The 16,422-nt window shown below is 73.3% G+C and carries 11 protein-coding genes; 1 reads left to right on the forward strand and 10 read right to left on the reverse strand.

Annotated features, from left to right (window positions below; translation table 11 throughout):
* Positions 1–3 precede the first annotated feature (3 nt).
* From malQ to AXW62_RS07815, 10 genes are read right to left on the reverse strand one after another with little or no spacing between them, the layout of a single operon-like run.
* The gene (gene malQ / locus AXW62_RS07770) at positions 4–2,142 is read right to left on the reverse strand and encodes a 4-alpha-glucanotransferase (RefSeq protein ID WP_252368527.1); all 2,139 of its coding nucleotides are present in this window, start codon (positions 2,140–2,142) and stop codon (positions 4–6) included.
* A gap of 23 nt (positions 2,143–2,165) precedes the next feature.
* Entirely contained in the window at positions 2,166–5,222 is a 3,057-nt protein-coding gene (locus AXW62_RS46905; RefSeq protein ID WP_079115515.1) for an HAD-IIB family hydrolase, read from the reverse strand.
* Positions 5,223–5,246: 24 nt separating this feature from the next.
* Positions 5,247–6,182, reverse strand: a complete 936-nt coding sequence (locus AXW62_RS07780; RefSeq protein ID WP_060943844.1) for a carbohydrate kinase family protein — start codon at positions 6,180–6,182, stop codon at positions 5,247–5,249.
* Positions 6,179–7,306 (reverse strand): sugar phosphate nucleotidyltransferase, encoded by a 1,128-nt coding sequence (locus AXW62_RS07785; RefSeq protein ID WP_060943845.1) that lies wholly within the window; start codon positions 7,304–7,306, stop codon positions 6,179–6,181. Before AXW62_RS07785 ends, AXW62_RS07780 begins: the two co-directional genes overlap by 4 nt.
* Positions 7,299–9,395: a glycosyltransferase gene (locus AXW62_RS07790; protein ID WP_252368528.1), complete on the reverse strand. Its 2,097-nt coding sequence runs from the start codon at positions 9,393–9,395 to the stop codon at positions 7,299–7,301. Before AXW62_RS07790 ends, AXW62_RS07785 begins: the two co-directional genes overlap by 8 nt.
* Positions 9,392–10,858, reverse strand: coding sequence for a hypothetical protein (locus AXW62_RS07795; protein WP_060943846.1), 1,467 nt, complete (start codon positions 10,856–10,858; stop codon positions 9,392–9,394). The genes AXW62_RS07790 and AXW62_RS07795 overlap by 4 nt, the downstream gene beginning before the upstream one ends.
* Before the next feature lie 6 nt (positions 10,859–10,864).
* Positions 10,865–11,671 (reverse strand): ABC transporter permease, encoded by an 807-nt coding sequence (locus tag AXW62_RS07800; protein ID WP_060943847.1) that lies wholly within the window; start codon positions 11,669–11,671, stop codon positions 10,865–10,867.
* The gene (locus tag AXW62_RS07805; protein ID WP_252368529.1) at positions 11,668–12,468 is read right to left on the reverse strand and encodes an ABC transporter permease; all 801 of its coding nucleotides are present in this window, start codon (positions 12,466–12,468) and stop codon (positions 11,668–11,670) included. Before AXW62_RS07805 ends, AXW62_RS07800 begins: the two co-directional genes overlap by 4 nt.
* Positions 12,469–12,488: 20 nt before the next feature.
* On the reverse strand, positions 12,489–13,514 hold the full coding sequence (locus AXW62_RS07810; protein WP_060943849.1) for an ABC transporter ATP-binding protein: 1,026 nt from the start codon (positions 13,512–13,514) through the stop codon (positions 12,489–12,491).
* Positions 13,511–14,809, reverse strand: coding sequence for an aspartate aminotransferase family protein (locus tag AXW62_RS07815; protein ID WP_060943850.1), 1,299 nt, complete (start codon positions 14,807–14,809; stop codon positions 13,511–13,513). Before AXW62_RS07815 ends, AXW62_RS07810 begins: the two co-directional genes overlap by 4 nt.
* A gap of 233 nt (positions 14,810–15,042) precedes the next feature.
* On the opposite strand from AXW62_RS07815, the gene AXW62_RS07820 reads away from it, so the two are divergent.
* Positions 15,043–16,131 (forward strand): glucose-1-phosphate thymidylyltransferase, encoded by a 1,089-nt coding sequence (locus AXW62_RS07820; protein WP_060943872.1) that lies wholly within the window; start codon positions 15,043–15,045, stop codon positions 16,129–16,131.
* The last annotated feature ends 291 nt before the right edge of the window (positions 16,132–16,422 follow it).

Consider the following 16,422-nt stretch of genomic DNA (forward strand, 5'->3'; position numbering starts at 1 on the left):
CGCTCAGTGAACTCGTGAACCGCGGGAACTGCGGGAGCTGGGGGAACTGCGGGAACTGGGAGACCTGGGAGAACTGCGGGAATGCGGGAACAACTGGATGACCCGCCGCACGAGCGGATGCTCCGGCAGCTCCTCCAGGGCCACCGGACGTCCGGTGGCGTCGGCCAGCGGAAGCCGCCAGTTGGGGTGCACCGTGGACGTGCCGGGCAGGTTCTGCGGTCTGAGGTCGCCGGTGGTGTCCGGCAGCCACACGCCCAGCATCCTGGCCGGAGTGCGCAACAGCAGCGCGTGGAGGGCGAGGAGCGCGGCGTCCGGATCGGCCTCGCCGTCACCGGCCGGCAGCAGGCCGAGCCGGGCCAGCTCGGCGAGCCATCCGTCACGCTCCGCGGCGGCCTCGGCCTTCTCCTCCGCCTCCGGCCGGGTCAGCAGGCCCAGCCTTGCCCGCAGCGCGACGTGCTCGCCGCTCAGCCACGCGGCCGTGGTCGGCAGGTCGTGCGTGGTGAGGGTGGCCAGGCAGTCCGTACGCCACTGCTCGGGAGGCAGCGGCCCGTGACGGCCCTCCGACCCGCCGATGTACTCGAAGCGCTGCACGGACGTGCCCAGCACGCCGCGCTCCGCCAGACGCCCGCGCACCCCTGCCTCCACGGTGCCCAGGTCCTCGCCGATGACGGTGGCGCCGGCCCGATGGGCCTCCAGCATGAGGACGCCCAGGAGCGCGTCGGCGTCGTAGCGTACGTAGGTGCCCTCGCCCGGCGGGCGCCCTTGCGGTACCCACCACAGCCGGAACAGGCCCATCACGTGGTCGACACGGAGCGCGCCCGCGTGCCGCAGCCCGGCGCGCAGCAGTCCCGCCAGAGGGCGGTAGGCGGCGGACGCGAGCGCGTCGGGCCGCCACGGCGGCTGCCCCCAGTCCTGGCCGCGCGGGTTGAAATCGTCCGGTGGCGCGCCCACGCTCATGCCCGCCGCCAGGAACCGCTGGTACGCCCAGGCGTCCGCGCCGTGCGGAGAGACCCCGACCGCGAGATCGTGGACGAGCCCGATCGGCATGCCCGCGGCCACGGCCCGGTGCTGTGCGCCGGCGAGCTGCTCGTCGGTGAGCCAGGCGAGCCACTGGTGGAAGGCGACGGCGTCCGCCAGTTCGGAGCGGGCGCGGGCGACCGCCGCCGAGCGCGGATCGCGCAGCCCGGCCGGCCAGGTCTGCCAGGTGCCGCCGTGCACCTCGGCCAAGGCGCACCAGGTGGCGAAGTCGGTCAGCTCACGGCCCTCGCGCTCGAGATACGCGGCGAAGGACGCGGCCCGGCCCGGGGTGAGCGGCACCGCCTGGTGGACGCGGCGCAGCGCCGACAGTTTCAGGGCGCGTACCGCCTCCCGGTCGATCAGCGAACCGCCGCGCAGAACCTCGTCGTTGAGCGCTCGGGCCCGTGCCGCGCAGGCGTCGGCCATGTGCCGCGCGGCGCCGTCCAGATACGCGTACTCGGGGACCGCCTCCACGCGCAGGTGGAGCGGGTCGGGGAAGCGGCGCGAGCTGGGCCGGTAGGGCGACGGATCGGTGAGCGGGCCCGGCTCGGCGGCGTGCAGCGGGCCCAGCTGGACGAAACCCGCGCCCGCTTCCCGCGCCGACCACTCGGCGAGGTCCGCGAGGTCACCCAGATCACCCATGCCCCAGGAGCGACGCGACAGCACGGAGTACAGCTGGACGACGAAGCCCCAGTGCCGGCCCTCGGGCGTGCGCAGGCGCTCGGGTGTGACCAGCAGCGGGCAGCTGTCGCCGCGGTCGGCGGTACGGACGTGCAGCGTGTGCAGCCCCACCGGCAGCGGATCGAGGAGTGCGGCCGTTCCGGCGCCGTGTTCGAGCTCCACGTGACCGGTGGCGCCGTGGGGCAGGCCGAGGGCCTCCAGCCGTGGCGTCTTGGGCTGCCGCATCACCACGGACGGCGGCAGCAGCCGCGTGGCCCGCCGGTGTTCGTGCGCGGCGAGCGCCTCGCGCGCCGCCGCGGGGGTGGCGGCGTCCACCCCGCACGCCGCGAGGACGGCCACCAGTGTGTCCGGTGCGACGTCGACGCGGGCGCCACGGTCCGTGGTGTAGGACGTCGCCACGCCGTGGGCGTGGGCGAGCCGGAGCAGAGCGTCGGGCACGGTCATGGGCGAAAGCCTCTCCCGGGAGGTCATCCGCGGCGTCCGCGGGGTGCGAGCGGGGGTGTGGTCCGGGGCGCGAAAAGGCGCTCCAGGACCGCCGCCACCCCGTCCTCCTCGTTGCGGGGCGCGATCTCGTCGGCGACGGCGCGCAGGGCAGGGTGGGCGTTCGCCACGGCCACGCCGTGCGCCGCCCAGGTGAGCAGGGGGATGTCGTTGGGCATGTCGCCGAAGGCGACGGTGTCCGCGCCGGTGCATCCGAGCAGCCGCGCGGCACGCTCCGTCCCGGCGGCTTTGGTGGTGCCGTGAGGCAGCACTTCCACCATGCCCTTCACCGAGTGCACGACCGTGACCTCGTCGCCGCACAACTCCTGGGTGACAGCGGCCAGTCGGTCCTCCGGCACCTGGAGGTGGTGCAGGATCAGCTTGTCGACGGGACTGTCCCACAGCAGGGCCCGGTCCGTGATCACGTCCCAGCCGTGCCGCACCCGCTCCCCGAACCGTGCGGTCACCTTGAAGCGGCTGTCCGGCGGCGCCGTGACCACGCCCAGTTCGACGGGGCCGAGCCGCTCCTCCACCCGTGCGACGACCCGGCGGGCCAGCGCCCGGCCGAGCGAGGCCGAGGACAGCAGCCGCCCCGAGCCGGCGTCGTACAGCTGGGCGCCCTGCCCGCACACGGCGAGTCCGCGGTAGCCGAGCGCCTCGAGCACATGCGCGCAGGCGGCGGCCGGGCGGCCGGTGACCACCAGGTGGTGCGCGCCCGCGTCGGCCACCGCCGCGAGTGCGGCGCGGGTACGCGGCGAGACGGTCAGGTCATCGCGCAGCAGGGTCCCGTCGAGGTCGGTGGCGACGAGGCGGAACGGTGGCCGGTTCAGCGGCAGGGTGTCCCAGGCGACGCGTCCGGAGGCCAGGGTCAGCATGACGACCAGGTCACGTCCCACCGGACGGGTGCCGACCAGGCCCGTGAACGATCCCGGCCGGCGGCCGTCGGCGGGGAGGTCGCGGAGCAGGGCGCCCGTTCCGCCGGGTACCGGTTCGTCCGACGCGAGGGCTTCGGCTGCGGTCTCCAGGGCGGCGGCCGCGGGCGCCGGGCGGTCGCCGCCCTCCACCACGACCTCCACACGCGCCACCTGCTCGTGCCGGTACCTCACCTGCCACCGCCCGTCCGCCGTCCGCTCCACACCTCCCCGCCCGTGCACCCGGGCGGCCAGGTCCGGGCGGCAGGCCAGGACCGCGGTGCGCAGGGCGGCGGTGAAGTCCGCCCGTCGCCACGCCGCTTCGAAGAGGCGCTCGTACGCCTGCGGGTCCCCCGGGCCGCCCGCGCGCTCCCAGGCGTCCGCGTCCCCGAGCGCGAGCGCCGCGTCCTGGATCGCGGCGGCGTGGCGGTCCCAGGCGGCCGCGGGCAGGGCGTCGAACCAGCCGCAGGCGATCGCCTCCCGTGCCGGGAACCTCCGGTCGCGGCCCCGGAGCAGGTCCTCGAAGGCATCCAGACGGGTGCGTGCGGCCCGCTCCCACGTGAACTGCCGTGCGAGGTCACGGGAGTTGGCGGACAGCCGGGCGTATGTGCCGTCCGTGCCGGCGGCGTGTGCGGCGAACACGTCCGCCGCCGTACGGATGCGTGCGGCGAGGTCCCGGGCGAGCCCGGGATCGTCGTCGCGGAACGAGCCGCGCACGGCGAACCCCGTCGCCTGCGGATGCCCGGCCGGCAGGGCGTGCCGGAAGTGCCGGGTGACCTCTTGGCCGGTGGCGATCGGGACCGCGCCGCACGCCATCGCCTCGGCCTGCGCGATGAGGAAGCCGTCCAGCTCGTACTTGGACGGATAGACGCAGAAGTCCGCGCATGCCGCCTCCTCGAAGAGCGTGTCCTCGTCGGCCAGGTCCCATACCAGCCGGACCCGGCCGGGGTGGCGGTCGGCCACGGACTGGAAGTACGCGTTCGCCGCGGTGCCGTCGCCCGTGGCGCACCGGATCAGGAACCCGGCCTGCAGGCCGCTGTCCAGCACCTCCTCGATCGCCCGTACCAGCTCCAGCTGCCCCTTGTGGTGCACGGCGTAGCGGGCCGCGTGGTAGAAGACCGGCCGGGCCGGATCGAGACCGAGACGGCGCAGCACCCGGTGCCGGTCCACGGTGGCCACGTCCCGCGCCAGCCAGGTGTCCGTGACCGCGCAGCCGCCCGCGAGCAGCCGGTCCGCGCGCCGCCGCAGCAGCCGGGCCACCGGCAGCGTGGCGAAGAGCGCCTCGACGGGAGTGTCCCGGAAGGTGCTGTAGTACCTCCGCTGCCCCGGTGACACGAAGTCCACGAGGTCGGCGTGGGCGGCCACCAGCGGGAACAGGCCGACATGGTCGGGCCCGTACTCCAGGTGCATCCGCGTTCCGGCCAGGGCGCGCCCCAGCACCGCCGGCGCCGAGTCCTCGCCGGGCGGCGGGCCGTCCAGCGCGTCCAGATCCACGTCCGTGACGCCGAAGAGTTCCAGCAGCCGCTCCACCTGCGGCCGGTACACCTTCTGTCCGATCGGGGCGTTCGCGGCGACGGTGCTCACCGTGTGCACGGACGGGTCCCGGGCGAGGACCGGCGGCAGGAGGTAGTGGTATGCGGGCTCGAAGGCGTGCACCACGGCCGGCTCGCCCCGCGGCGCCAGACACTCCCGGACGAATCGCAGCCCCTCGGTCTGGAATACCAGCGGCTTGAAGTGGGCCAGGTCCCGGCCCTCGGCGCCGGGCGGCGGATACAGCCGGTCGGGCAGGAGGTCCAGACAGGCGTTGGACAGGAAATACACGTCCACGCCGTCCAGGCTCAGCCGGTGCGCCGTGGTCGTCAGCTCCATGTCCACTTCGGCGGGCCGGTCCGCCCAGACCTTGGGGTCGAGGACCAGGGGCACGGTGCGGGTGCGCGTGAGGTGCGGCAGGTCCTCGATCTCCCGCGAGGCCCGCAGCCGTTCCAGATGGCCGTGCGCGGGCGTGACCAGGGAGACGCGGTGACCGTGCGCGGCGTACCGGCGCGAGAGCTGCCACACCAGCGGGGACAGCCCGCCGCGCATCAGCCGCCGGTCGAAGCCGCCGCATTCGAAGGCGAAGGTGATGATGTGCATGTCGGTGTCGTCCCGTCCCCGTCGTCAGCCCTCGGCCGTCGTGGCGCGTGCGCAGCCCGCCCGCAGCCCGGCCGCGTCGATGAACTCGGTGTGCGTGCCCGCACGCGTGCACGCGAACGCCCCGGACACCGACCCGGCCAGCACGCATTCGGACACCGGCCGCCCCTTGGCGAGCGCGTACAGGAAGGCGCTCACGAAGGCGTCCCCCGCACCGTTGCTGTCGACGACGGGCCGTTCCGGCGGTACGGCGGGGAAGTGCCGCACCGCCTCGTCGCCGCGCTGGAGGACATGACATCCGGCGGCGCCGTCGGTCGCGACGGCCAGGCGCGCGTGCCCCCGCTCCACGATGGAGCGCAGCACGGCGTCGAGGCGGCCGTGGAGCGCGGCGGCGCTCAGGAACACGTAGTCGGAGGCGAGCGCGTAGGCACGGTGGTGTGCGTCCACCCCGTCCCAGTCGTGCAGGTCGGTGGAGCTGGGGATGCCCAGCCGGTGGATGTCGGCGTACATGTCCTTGGTGACCCCGGTGATGGACACGTGCACATGCCGGGACCGCTTGAGGAAGGGCAGATAGAAGGCGCGCGGCAGCCGCAGGCCGGCCGGGTGGCGGCCGTCGTAGAACGAGAAGCGGCGGCCCCGCGCGTCGACGAGGTTGACGCCGCGCGGGGTGCCGTGCGGGGAGACGACATGGCTGAAGTCGAGCCCGTCGGCGGCGTACGCGGCCAGGATCTGCTGTCCCTGGACGTCGTCACCGAGGAAGTCGATGAACTTGGTGGCGAGTCCCAGGGCGTGGGCGCCGCGCGCCACGCCGTTGCCGGTGTGGGCCACGTAGTCGCGGACCGGCGGTACGGACAACGAGTCGCCGGGCGGCACCTGAAGTTCCGGGACCCGCACGATGGTGTCCACCCCGGCGCCGCCCGCCACCAGAATGTCGTACCCGCCCTCGTGCGTGGTGGTGTTCACGTCAGTGCTCCTTCGGTGTGCGGTAGCGGTACGCGTTGGACGGCCCCGTTCTCCAGGACCACCGCCGAGTCGATGTCGGCGCCGGTGGGAACGACGGCGCCGGGCAGGACGACACTGCGGCGCACCCGCGCCCCCGCCTCGATCCGGACACCGGGAAACAGCACGCTCCGCTCCACCTGGCCTTCGTTGACCAGATCGCGCGGCACCCAGGAGGAGCGCACGCCGGGGGCGCCGGGGACCCAGGTGCGCCGCACATCGGGGCGTATCGTCCACGGCATGCGGTCCACCGGCAGACCGCCGCGGGGATCGTCGGCGAGGGCCAGGTGCGCCCGGTGATAGCGCTCGACGGTGCCGATGTCGGCCCAGTGGCCGCGTACTTCGTAGCCGCGGATGTCCTCTCCGGCCGCGAGCATCGCCGGGATGACATCGCGGCTGATGTCGTGCTGCCACGCGGTGCCGTCGAGCTGTTCGAGATGGCGGTGGAGCACATCGGCGTCGAAGACGCAGAACGCCGCGAACACCAGGCTGGAGCTGGGGTCCTGGGGCTTCTCCACGAACTGGGTGAGGCGTTGGCGGGCATCGAAGTCGACCATTCCGAACAGGTGCACCCAGCGCCGCTCGATGCGCTGGTAGGCGAGGGTGAGGGCGGCACCGGACGCCCGGTGCGTGGCGATGAGCGGTCCGTAGTCGAAGCGGTAGACGTGGTCGGCGTGCAGCACGAGCACCTGCTCCGTTCCCGGGCCGAAGACGTACGGGGCCTTGCGGATCAGCGCGTCGGCCGTGCCCCGCTCAGGCGGACCCGTCCGGGGCGGGAGCCCGCCCGGGAGCCGGCCGGGACCCGCGTCCCGGTAGGCGGTGTCGTACGGTCCGAAGTGCACCCGCAGGCCCTGCCGCGCGTTCCACACCTGGTGCAGGTCGTCCATCAGGCGCCGCTCCTCGAACTGGGAGAGCAGGAGCACCTCGCCGAGGCCCGAGGCATGCGCGTTGACGAGGCTGAAGTCGATCAGCCGGCAGGCGCCGCCGTAGGGGATCAGCGGCTTCAGCCGACCGGTGCCGAGCGCACCCATGCGTCTGCCCTCGCCGCCCGCGAGGAGGACGGCGCGTACCCCGCCGCGCTCAGCCATGACGCACCTCGTCCCAGGTCACACGCCCCGAGTCCAGGGTGATCAGCAACAGGTCGCCGGGGCCGGGGGCCGGGCCGGTGAAGGTGCCGGGGACGGTGTGTTCCAGGGCGCGTACACCGGGCGGTGTCCGGTGGCCCGCGGCGGTGACCGGCGACACGATCTCCACGCGGACCGCGTGCGGCAGCCGGTAGACCAGGCGGCCGTCCGGCCCGGTGCGCGCCCGGTCGCGCAGCCGTGCCAGATCCTCGGCGCCGATCGCGCCCGGCCTGCGCGCGGCGGCCCGCTCGCACGCCGTGAAGTCGGCGCGTGCCCAGGCGGCGGCGAAGAGGCGCCGGGCCGCCGCGTCGTCCAGCGGCGCGCAGCGCTCGAAGGCGTCCAGGTCGCCGTGGGCCACGGCCGCGCCCTGGGTGACCTCGCCGTCCGGCAGCAGGTCGAACCATCCCTGCCGCAGGGCGAGTCCGGGATCGAGCCGGGCGGGCTCGCCCTGCCACAGGCGGGCGAACGCCGCCAGATGCAGATCGGCGCAGTGCCCCCAGGTGAAGACCCGGGCGACGGCGGACGCCCGCCGGGCCAGTTCCCGGTAGCGCCCGGGCTCCTCGCGCCACAGAGCCGCCGCCTGCCGGATGCGCGTGACGAGCGCGCCGACCAGCAGCTCGTCGTCCTCGGCGAACGAACGGTTCACGGCGAAGCCGGTCGCGGTCTCCGGCCCGTCCGCGTGCCGGAAGTGCTCCATGCCGCGCTGGTCGGTGGCGATCGGTACCGACCCGGCCGCCATCGCCTCGCCCTGCGCGATCAGGAACGTGTCCATCTCGAACTTGGAGGGGAACAGACAGAAGTCGGACGCCGCCGCGTACATGAACACCTCTCGCTCCGGTACCCGCTCCCATTCCAGGTGCAGGCGGCCCGTGTGGCGTGCGGCGACCTCGTGGAACAGCGGGTCGTCGATGCCGCTGCCGGAGATGCAGCGCACCACGAAGTTGGCCGCGACCCCCTCGCTCAGCGTCCGGTCCACCGCGCGGATCAGCTCCAGCTGGCCCTTGTGGTGCACGGCGTAGCGGGCGTTGTGGAAGAAGGTCGGCAGGTCCGGGTCCAGGCCCAGTCCTTCGAGCACCGTCGTCCGGTCGACCCCGGCCGGGTCCCAGGCCAGCCACTGGTCGGAGATCGCGCAGCCGCCGACGAACATCTTGTGCGCGTTGCGCCGCACCACGCCGGCGATGGGCAGCCGCCGGAACAGCTCCTCGAACGGGGTGTCACGAAAACCCGCGTAGAAGTCCAGCTGGCCGGGGGAGAGGAAGTCGATCAGGTCGGCGTTCTCGGCGGTCAGCTCGTAGACGGCGATGTTGTCCGGGCCGTACGCGTAGTGCAGATGCGTGCGCTGCTGGTACTGGACCATCGCCGGCGGCGCGTCCGTGGCCGGCTCGGCGGCCGGCGGGGGAGCGGGGACTCCGAGCAGCCCGAGCAGCCGCCGCACCTCGGGCCCGTACACCTTCTTCGCGATCGGCATGTTGCTCTGCACGGTGCTGACGACCAGCTTGGCCGGGTCCTCGCGCAGAGCCGCCGGCAGCAGGTAGTGGTAGTACGGCTCGTGCGCGTGCACCAGTGCCTTCTCGTCACCGAACCAGGCGCGCAGGAACCGCACCGCGTCGACCTGGAACACCAGGGGCTTGAAGAACACCAGGTCGCGGCCCTTGCTGTGGTACGGCGGGTAGAAGGTGTCCGGCAGCCGGTTCAGCCAGTCGTTGGCGAGGAAGTACAGGTCGACGCCGTCCAGCCGGATGCGGTGCGCGGTGGTGCGCAGCGCCAGCTCGGCCTCGGCCGGAAACCCCTGCCATACCTCGGGGTCGAGCGGGACGGGCAGGGTGTAGGTGTCGGTGTACGGCAGGTCCTCGACCTCGTAGCGGGTGCGGAGGTCCGATAGGCGGCCGTGTGCCGGGGTCACGATGGACACCCGGTGGCCGCGTGCGGCGAACGTCTTCGACAGGTTCCACAGATAGACGGAGGTGCCGCCCTGGACGAAGGTGTGGTCGAAGCCGCAGCATTCGAAGTACGCCTCGACGATGTGCATACGCGGTTCCAAGAGCTCGGTCACTTCCTCGCGAAGGCGGCGGTCGGAGCAAGGGCGCGGGCGTGACGCAGGTCGATCGCCGCGTGGTAGGGGCGGGCATGGGCCTGGTTGTAGCCAAGTTCGTGCAGCAGCCTGCGCAGATACAGCAGGCGGTGCAGCTGATGGCCGGACGCGGTGCCGAGCAGCAGCCGCAGCACGCGCTCGCGCCAGGCGTCGGCCGCGCCGAAGACCTGTCGCAGCACGGCCTGTCGGGTCCGGGGCCAGTGCGGTGCGCCCGCCAGGGCGCCGAGCATCGTCTCCAGCGAGTCGACGCCGAGACGCCGCGCGCTCTCGAACGCCGCCTCGTCGGCGGCGAAGTACTCCAGGGCACGCTCGATGGCGACCAGGTCCTGAAGCGGCGACTGCTCCGCCCAGCGCGGGTCGTCCGGGGACAGGGCGGGCGTCGACAGATCGATCACCGTCATGCGCCAGCCGGTGTCGGCGCCGGTTCCGGCCGCGCACAGCAGATGGGACAGGTGCAGGTCACCGTGGCAGGGGCCGGACGGCACGGCGGCCCCGCCGCCGAAGCCGCTCTCCAGGGCGTGGAGGGTGTCGCGCAGGGCCGCGAACGCGGCGGCGTGCGCGGCCTTCGGCAGGGGCAGTTCGCCGGCGCGGCGGTCGAGCGCGCCGACCCGGGCGGTCGCGTCGGCGAGGGCCTCGCGCACCGGGTATCCGGCCGCCGTACCGCCCAGCTGCCGCTCCAGATCCTGGTGGAAGCCGCGCAGGAACTCCCCGGCCCTCCTCAGCGCCCCTTCCAGGGGCCGCAGATGCGAGCGCGCCAGATGGTCCGCCGGCGGCGCGCCGGCACGCGTCGACCGGGGCCACATCGAGCGCAGGTTCTCGCGCAGCGGCAGGTCGATACCCTCGCCCCGGACGTACCCGTAGACCACCCCGAGCGGGTGCCGGGCCGTGCCGGACGGGTCGGTGTAGGCGTAGTCGCCGATCCACCGCGGGGTGCGGCCGGTGCCGTTCATGCGGCGCAGCAGTTCCGGCTCGTGGATCGCCTGATCAAGGCGGCGGTAGGTCTTGTGGACGCACCACGTGCCCGCGACGTCCACCAGGGACAGGGCGTTGGAGGACCAGCCGCGGTCGAACGGCAGGCGCCGCACCGACGTCGGGCGGTGGCCGGCCCCGCGGAACTCGACGGTGCCACCGCGCACGGTGGGCAGCCGCCCGCCGGCCAGGGTGCGGGTCACCGCGGCGACGTCGAACGCGTCACTGCCGTGTGCCTCCTCCAGCCGGCCCGTGCCGTCCGTGCGCACCGGCACGAAGAACCGCTGACCCGACGCGGGGCCGCCGACCGCCGCGACGATCAGGAGCAGCGCCGCCCGGTCGAGCACGGCGTGGTCGACCCGTTCGTAGCGCACGGCGGCGCGGGCGTCCTCGGGCATCCAGGGGGCGGTGCGCAGCAGAGCGTCCAGTGCGGCGTCCGCTTCGGAAGGGATCACGTGCTCTCAACTCCCGGTCGTCTCATGGGTGGACAGGCCGCGCCGCCACACCGCGAGCGCGAGGGCCAGCGCCCCGGCCGTCACCGCGGGCAGCCACACCAGCAGGTCGGCGTCGCCGGTGAGCAGATAGGCGCAGGGCGCGTACGAGGTGAAGGCGAAGGGCAGCACCCAGGTCAGCAGGGAGCGCAGGGTCGGGTGGTAGATGTCGAGCGGGTAGGCGGCGAACTCGGACACCTGGTTCGCCGCGTACATCGCGGGAAGGCTGGTGACCGTCCAGAAGGACAGCGAGGAGAACAGCAGCTTCACCGCCGTGTGGATCAGCGCCCCGCACACCACGAGCAGCGGGGCGAGCGCCCACTGCGTGGCGGTCGGGTCCAGGCCGAGGCGCGACCCCGACCAGCCCACGAGGACGCCGCCGACGATCAGCTCGCCGAAGCCGTCGGGATGGAAGAACCGCTCGGACAGCAGCGAGAACAGCGGGCTGACCGGCCGCACGAGATGCCGGTAGAACTCTCCTCGCTGGACCAGCTTCCGTCCCAGTTCCCACAGCTGGTCGGTGAAGAGGTGATCGAGTCCGCGCGGCAGCAGGGAGAAGCCGAGCAGGAACACCACCTCGTGGTACGACCAGCCGCCCACCGCCGGCACCTGCCGGAACACCAGGCCCACCACCGCCGTTTGCACCCCGACCCGCACCAGGAACGCCCCCGCGCCGAGCAGGAAGTCCAGCCGGTAGGTGACCAGCCGGTGCAGACCGACCCCGCCCAGGAACCAGGACAGACGCGCATACCGTGCCGCCGTGCGCAGCGCACTCATCCGCCCAGCACCTCCAGCCTGCCCAGGGCCCTGCGCCACAGCACGGCGCACACCGCCGCGAGCCCCGCGGCCCAGCCCGCCTGCTGCGCCAGCACACCGAACGCCCCGGCCGCCCCGTCGTAGCGTCCGAGCAACAGCGTCAGCGGGCCGTCGGCCATGCCCCGGAACGGCAGCGCGCGGGCGAGCGCCGCCAGTGGCCCCGGCATCAGCGCGATCGGCACCAACTGGCCGGCGAAGAAGGCGACCACGCTCTGCTTGACCATGCGCACGCCCCAGGTGTTGGTGGTGAGGAAGCCGGCCATTCCGGTGAGCAGGTTGACGCAGAACGCGATGAGGACGGACAGCACGGCCGACACCGCGAACAGGGCCGCGTCGCCCGGACGGGGCACCGCGAGTGGCACCAGGAACGCGAAGAGGAGGAGGACCGGCACCCCGACGAGCACCGCGTTGGCCGCGACCACCGGCAGACAGGCGAAGAACCGCACCAGCGGATAGCTGACCGGGCGCACCAGCATCACCGCGACGTCCCCGCGGTACACCTCGGCCGCGACCTCGTCGTCCACCCGGTTGGTGTGCAGCACCTGAAGTATCTGGGCGAGAAGGAGGTAGGTGGTGATGCCCGCGAGGGTGAAGCCGCCGGGCCCGCCGCTCGCCGGGGCGTCCGCGTACACGGCCCGCCACAGGAACACGGTGACGGCCGCCCCGGCGGCCGCGGTCACCCCCGTGACCACGAACATCGAGCGGTACTGGAGCAGCGACTGCAGCCCGCCGGTCGCGAACGGGACGTAGGCCCGCACCGCGCGCACCCTCCCCGGCCTCATACGGCGCTCACCCCGGAGGGGGCCGCCGGGCGCTGCCGCCCGTAGATCTGCCGCAGCACGTCCTCCAGATCCGGCTCGGGCGCATAGCAGTCGGCCAGGTCGAAGTGGTCCAGGAGAAACGCGAGCACCTGACGCGAGGTGAACTCGGCCGCGGGATAGTCCACGTGGACGCGACCGCCGTCGGCGGGCACGGCCCGCACCCCCGGCAGCCCCCGCTCGACCGTGGCGCAGACGGCGTCCGCCGCGAGCCGGTCCCGGTGGTCGAAGAGGACCGAACGCCGGTCGGCCGAGCGCAGCAGGTCCTGGATGCTCCCCTGATGCACCACCCGGCCCCGGTCCACGACCAGGGCGCTGTCGCAGATCGCGGCGATGTCGGCGATGTCGTGGCTGGTGAGCACCACCGTGGTGCCCAGCTCGCGGTGTGCGCGGTTGACCAGTTCGCGCACCGCCTCCTTGAGCACCATGTCGAGGCCGATGGTGGGCTCGTCCCAGAACACGACGGCCGGATCGTGCAGCAGGCTCGCGGCGATCTCCGCGCGCATCCGCTGCCCGAGGCTCAACTGCCGCACCGGGGTCGTGCCGAGCGCGTCGATGTCCAGGAGTTCGCGGTACCGGGCCAGATTGCGCCGGTAGACGTGGTCGGGGATGTCGTAGATCCGGCGCAGGATGCGGAACGAGTCCGGCACCGACAGGTCCCACCACAACTGGCTGCGCTGGCCGAAGACGACCCCGATGGACCGGGCGTTGCGCTGCCGGTGCCGGTACGGCTCGATGCCGCGCACCCGGCAGTACCCCGACGTGGGCGTCATGATCCCGGTGAGCATCTTGATGGTGGTGGACTTCCCGGCGCCGTTGGCCCCGATGTACGCGGTGCGCGAGCCGGCCGGGATCTCGAAGGACACCCTGTCCACGGCGCGCGTCACCCGGTACCTGCGGGTGAAGAGGGTGGCCAGGGACCCCGCCAGACCCGGCCGCCGTTCGGGGATCCTGAACTCCTTGACCAGCTCATGCGCCACGATCACTGCGCGACCGCCCCGTCGATCGCCTTCGCCAGCAGTCCGACGCCCTCGTCCAGGAGTGCTTCTTCGATGGTGAACGGCGGTGCGATCCGCAGCATGTGGCCGCCGAGCGCCACCCGCAGCCCCAGATCGAGTGCACGCGCGTACACCGAGCGGGCGAGCGCGGGGGAGGGGGTGCGGCTCGCCCGGTCGGTCACGAACTCCACCCCCCACAGCAGCCCGAGACCGCGCACCTGCCCGATGTTCTCGAACCGGCCGTACAGTGCGCGAAGCCGCTCACCGAGCAGCTCGCCGAGGCGGCCCACCTGCTCGATCAGCCGGTCCCGTTCGATGACCTCCAAGGTGGCGCGGGCCGCCGCGATCCCGAGGGGATTGCTCGCGTAGGTGGAGGCGTACGCGCCCGGGGTCGCCGCGGCCGGATCGTGCAGCAGGTCGCGGCGCCCCGCGAGCACGGCGAAGGGGAAGCCGTTGGCCATGCCTTTCGACAGGGCCACCAGGTCCGCTTCCACGCCGAAGAGTTCACTGGCCAGGAACGCGCCGGTGCGACCGCCGCCGGTGAGCACCTCGTCGGCGACGAGCAGCACGCCGTTCGCCCGGCAGGCGTCGGCGATCTGCTCCCAGTAGCCGGGCGGAGGCACGATGACACCGGCCGCGCCGAGCACCGGCTCGAAGACGAGGGCCGAGGTGTTCGGCTTGTCGGCGATGTGCCGCCGCACCAGGGACGCGCACCGTATCCCGCACGAGGGGTACTCCAGGCCGAGCGGGCAGCGGTAGCAGTAGGGCGCGTAGCCGAGGACGCTGTTGCCCGCGAACGACTGGTGCCCGATGTCCCAGTGCACGAGCATGCGCGCGCCCAGCGTCTTGCCGTGGAATCCGTGCCGCAGGGCGCCGGTCCGGTTGCGGCCCGGCGGCGCGGTCGCCTGCACCACCCGCAGGGCGGCCTCGACGACCTCGGCGCCGGTGGAGAACAGGGCATAGGTGTCGAGGTGCTCGGGGAGCAGCCGGGCCAGGGTGTCAAGGAGCCGGGCCCGGTCCGGCGTGGACGTGTCGTGCACGTTCCACAGGCGCCCGGCCTGCGCGGTGAGCGCCTGGACCACCTCGGGGTGGGTGTGCCCGAGAGACTGTGTGAGGGTGCCGGCGGCGAAGTCCAGATACCGGTTGCCGTCGAGGTCGGTCAGCACCGGGCCGCGCCCCTCGGCGAAGACCCGCCGTCCCACGGTCGCCTCCTCGGAGGCCCCCGGCGCCAGGCGGGATTCCTCCCGGCCCAGCCGGTCGAGCTGGCGATGCTGGTGCCTCACGAGCGGCTCCCTCTGATGCGAACTGATCTTTGCGGTAAGGGCGTTGGGCGGTCCGGGCACTGAGTGAAACACTGCGGCGCCCGTCGTAGCAACTACTTTCTGAAAGTTGCAGACAATCCTTGCGGAACGTTGCGGGCTCTGCTTGAGTCGGGATGCGCCCGCTCACCGAGCAGGACCGAGGAGGACTCCGTGCGACCGCACTCACCGCAAACCCCGCCCCGCCGGAGGCCCGCGTGAAGGCCCTGCTCCTGGCGGGCGGGACCGGCAGCAGACTGCGTCCCTTCACCCACACCGGCGCCAAGCAATTGCTGCCGATCGCCAACCGGCCCGTGCTCTTCTACGCGTTGGAGGCGCTGGCCGCCGCCGGGGTCACCGAGACCGGCGTCGTCGTCGGCGACCACGAGCGGGAGATCCGCCGGGCCGCCGGTGACGGCTCGGCGTTCGGCCTGCGGCTCACCTACCTTCACCAGGACCGCCCGCTGGGGCTCGCCCACGCGGTGCGCATCGCCCGGGACTTCCTCGGCGACGACGACTTTCTCCTCTACCTCGGCGACACCTACCTGCCCGAGGGCGTCACCGGATTCCTGGACCGGGCCCGCACCCAACCGGTGGACGCCCGGCTGCTGCTGACCCGCGTCGCCGACCCGACCGCCTTCGGTGTCGCCGAAGTCGACGCCCAAGGCGACGGGACCGCCGCGGGCAGCACGGTGCTGCGCCTGGAGGAGAAACCCGAACACCCGCGCAGCGACCTCGCCCTCGTCGGCGTCTACGCCTTCACCCCCGCCGTCCACGAGGCGGTGCGGGCCATCGCCCCGTCCGCGCGGGGAGAGCTGGAGATCACCCACGCCGTGCAGTGGATGATCGATCACGGCCTCACGGTGCGCGCCGAGACCACGGCGGCGACCTGGCGGGACACGGGCAGTGTCGAGGACATGCTGGAGGCCAACCGCCATGTCCTGGACACCCTGGTCGGAGGCATCGAGGGCAAGGTCGACGCCGGCAGCACCGTCCGCGGACGGGTCCTCCTCGCCGAGGGAGCGGTGGTGCGGGGGTCACACATCACCGGACCCGCGATCATCGGCGCCGGCACCGTCGTCACCGGATCCAGCATCGGTCCCTACACCGCCGTGGCCGAGGACTGCCGCATCGAGGACAGCGCGATCGCACACTCGGTGCTGCTGCGGGGCGCGCGGATCGAGGGCGCACCGCTCATCCAGGACTCCCTCATCGGCCGCGGTGCGTCCGTCCTCGCCACCCCTCGGCTGTCCCGCTCGCACCGGCTGGTCATCGGCGACCACAGCGAAGTCCACCTGACCTCATGACGCGGTGGCGCCGGTCGCCGGCGGGAGCGGCGCGCCGGGCGGGCCGGGCGCGGTGCCGGCCCCGGTCGCACGGACCGCGGTCGCCTCGTGCCTACATGCTCGCCAACGCCCTCGCCACGCACCGGGACCACACCGCGGCGTTCGCCGCACGGCCCCGGCGCGGCTGCCGCGGCGGCGTCTTCTCAGGTCCGCCGCCGCTCCCGGCTCCGCCACGGCCGTCCGCCCCGGCGGCCCTTCCCGTTCCGCTCGTGCCATCCCGCCATCGACGATCATCAGCAAGGGCAAGGTGAA

The organism is Streptomyces hygroscopicus subsp. hygroscopicus (assembly GCF_001553455.1).
GTDB lineage: Bacteria > Actinomycetota > Actinomycetes > Streptomycetales > Streptomycetaceae > Streptomyces > Streptomyces hygroscopicus.

Excerpts from the sequence above, each read along its gene's own strand:
- AXW62_RS46905 (WP_079115515.1), bottom strand. The coding sequence starts at position 5,222 with ATGCACATCATCACCTTCGCCTTCGAATGCGGCGGCTTCGACCGGCGG.
- AXW62_RS07800 (WP_060943847.1), bottom strand. The coding sequence starts at position 11,671 with ATGAGTGCGCTGCGCACGGCGGCACGGTATGCGCGTCTGTCCTGGTTC.
- malQ (WP_252368527.1), bottom strand. The coding sequence starts at position 2,142 with ATGACCGTGCCCGACGCTCTGCTCCGGCTCGCCCACGCCCACGGCGTG.
- AXW62_RS07785 (WP_060943845.1), bottom strand. The coding sequence starts at position 7,306 with ATGGCTGAGCGCGGCGGGGTACGCGCCGTCCTCCTCGCGGGCGGCGAG.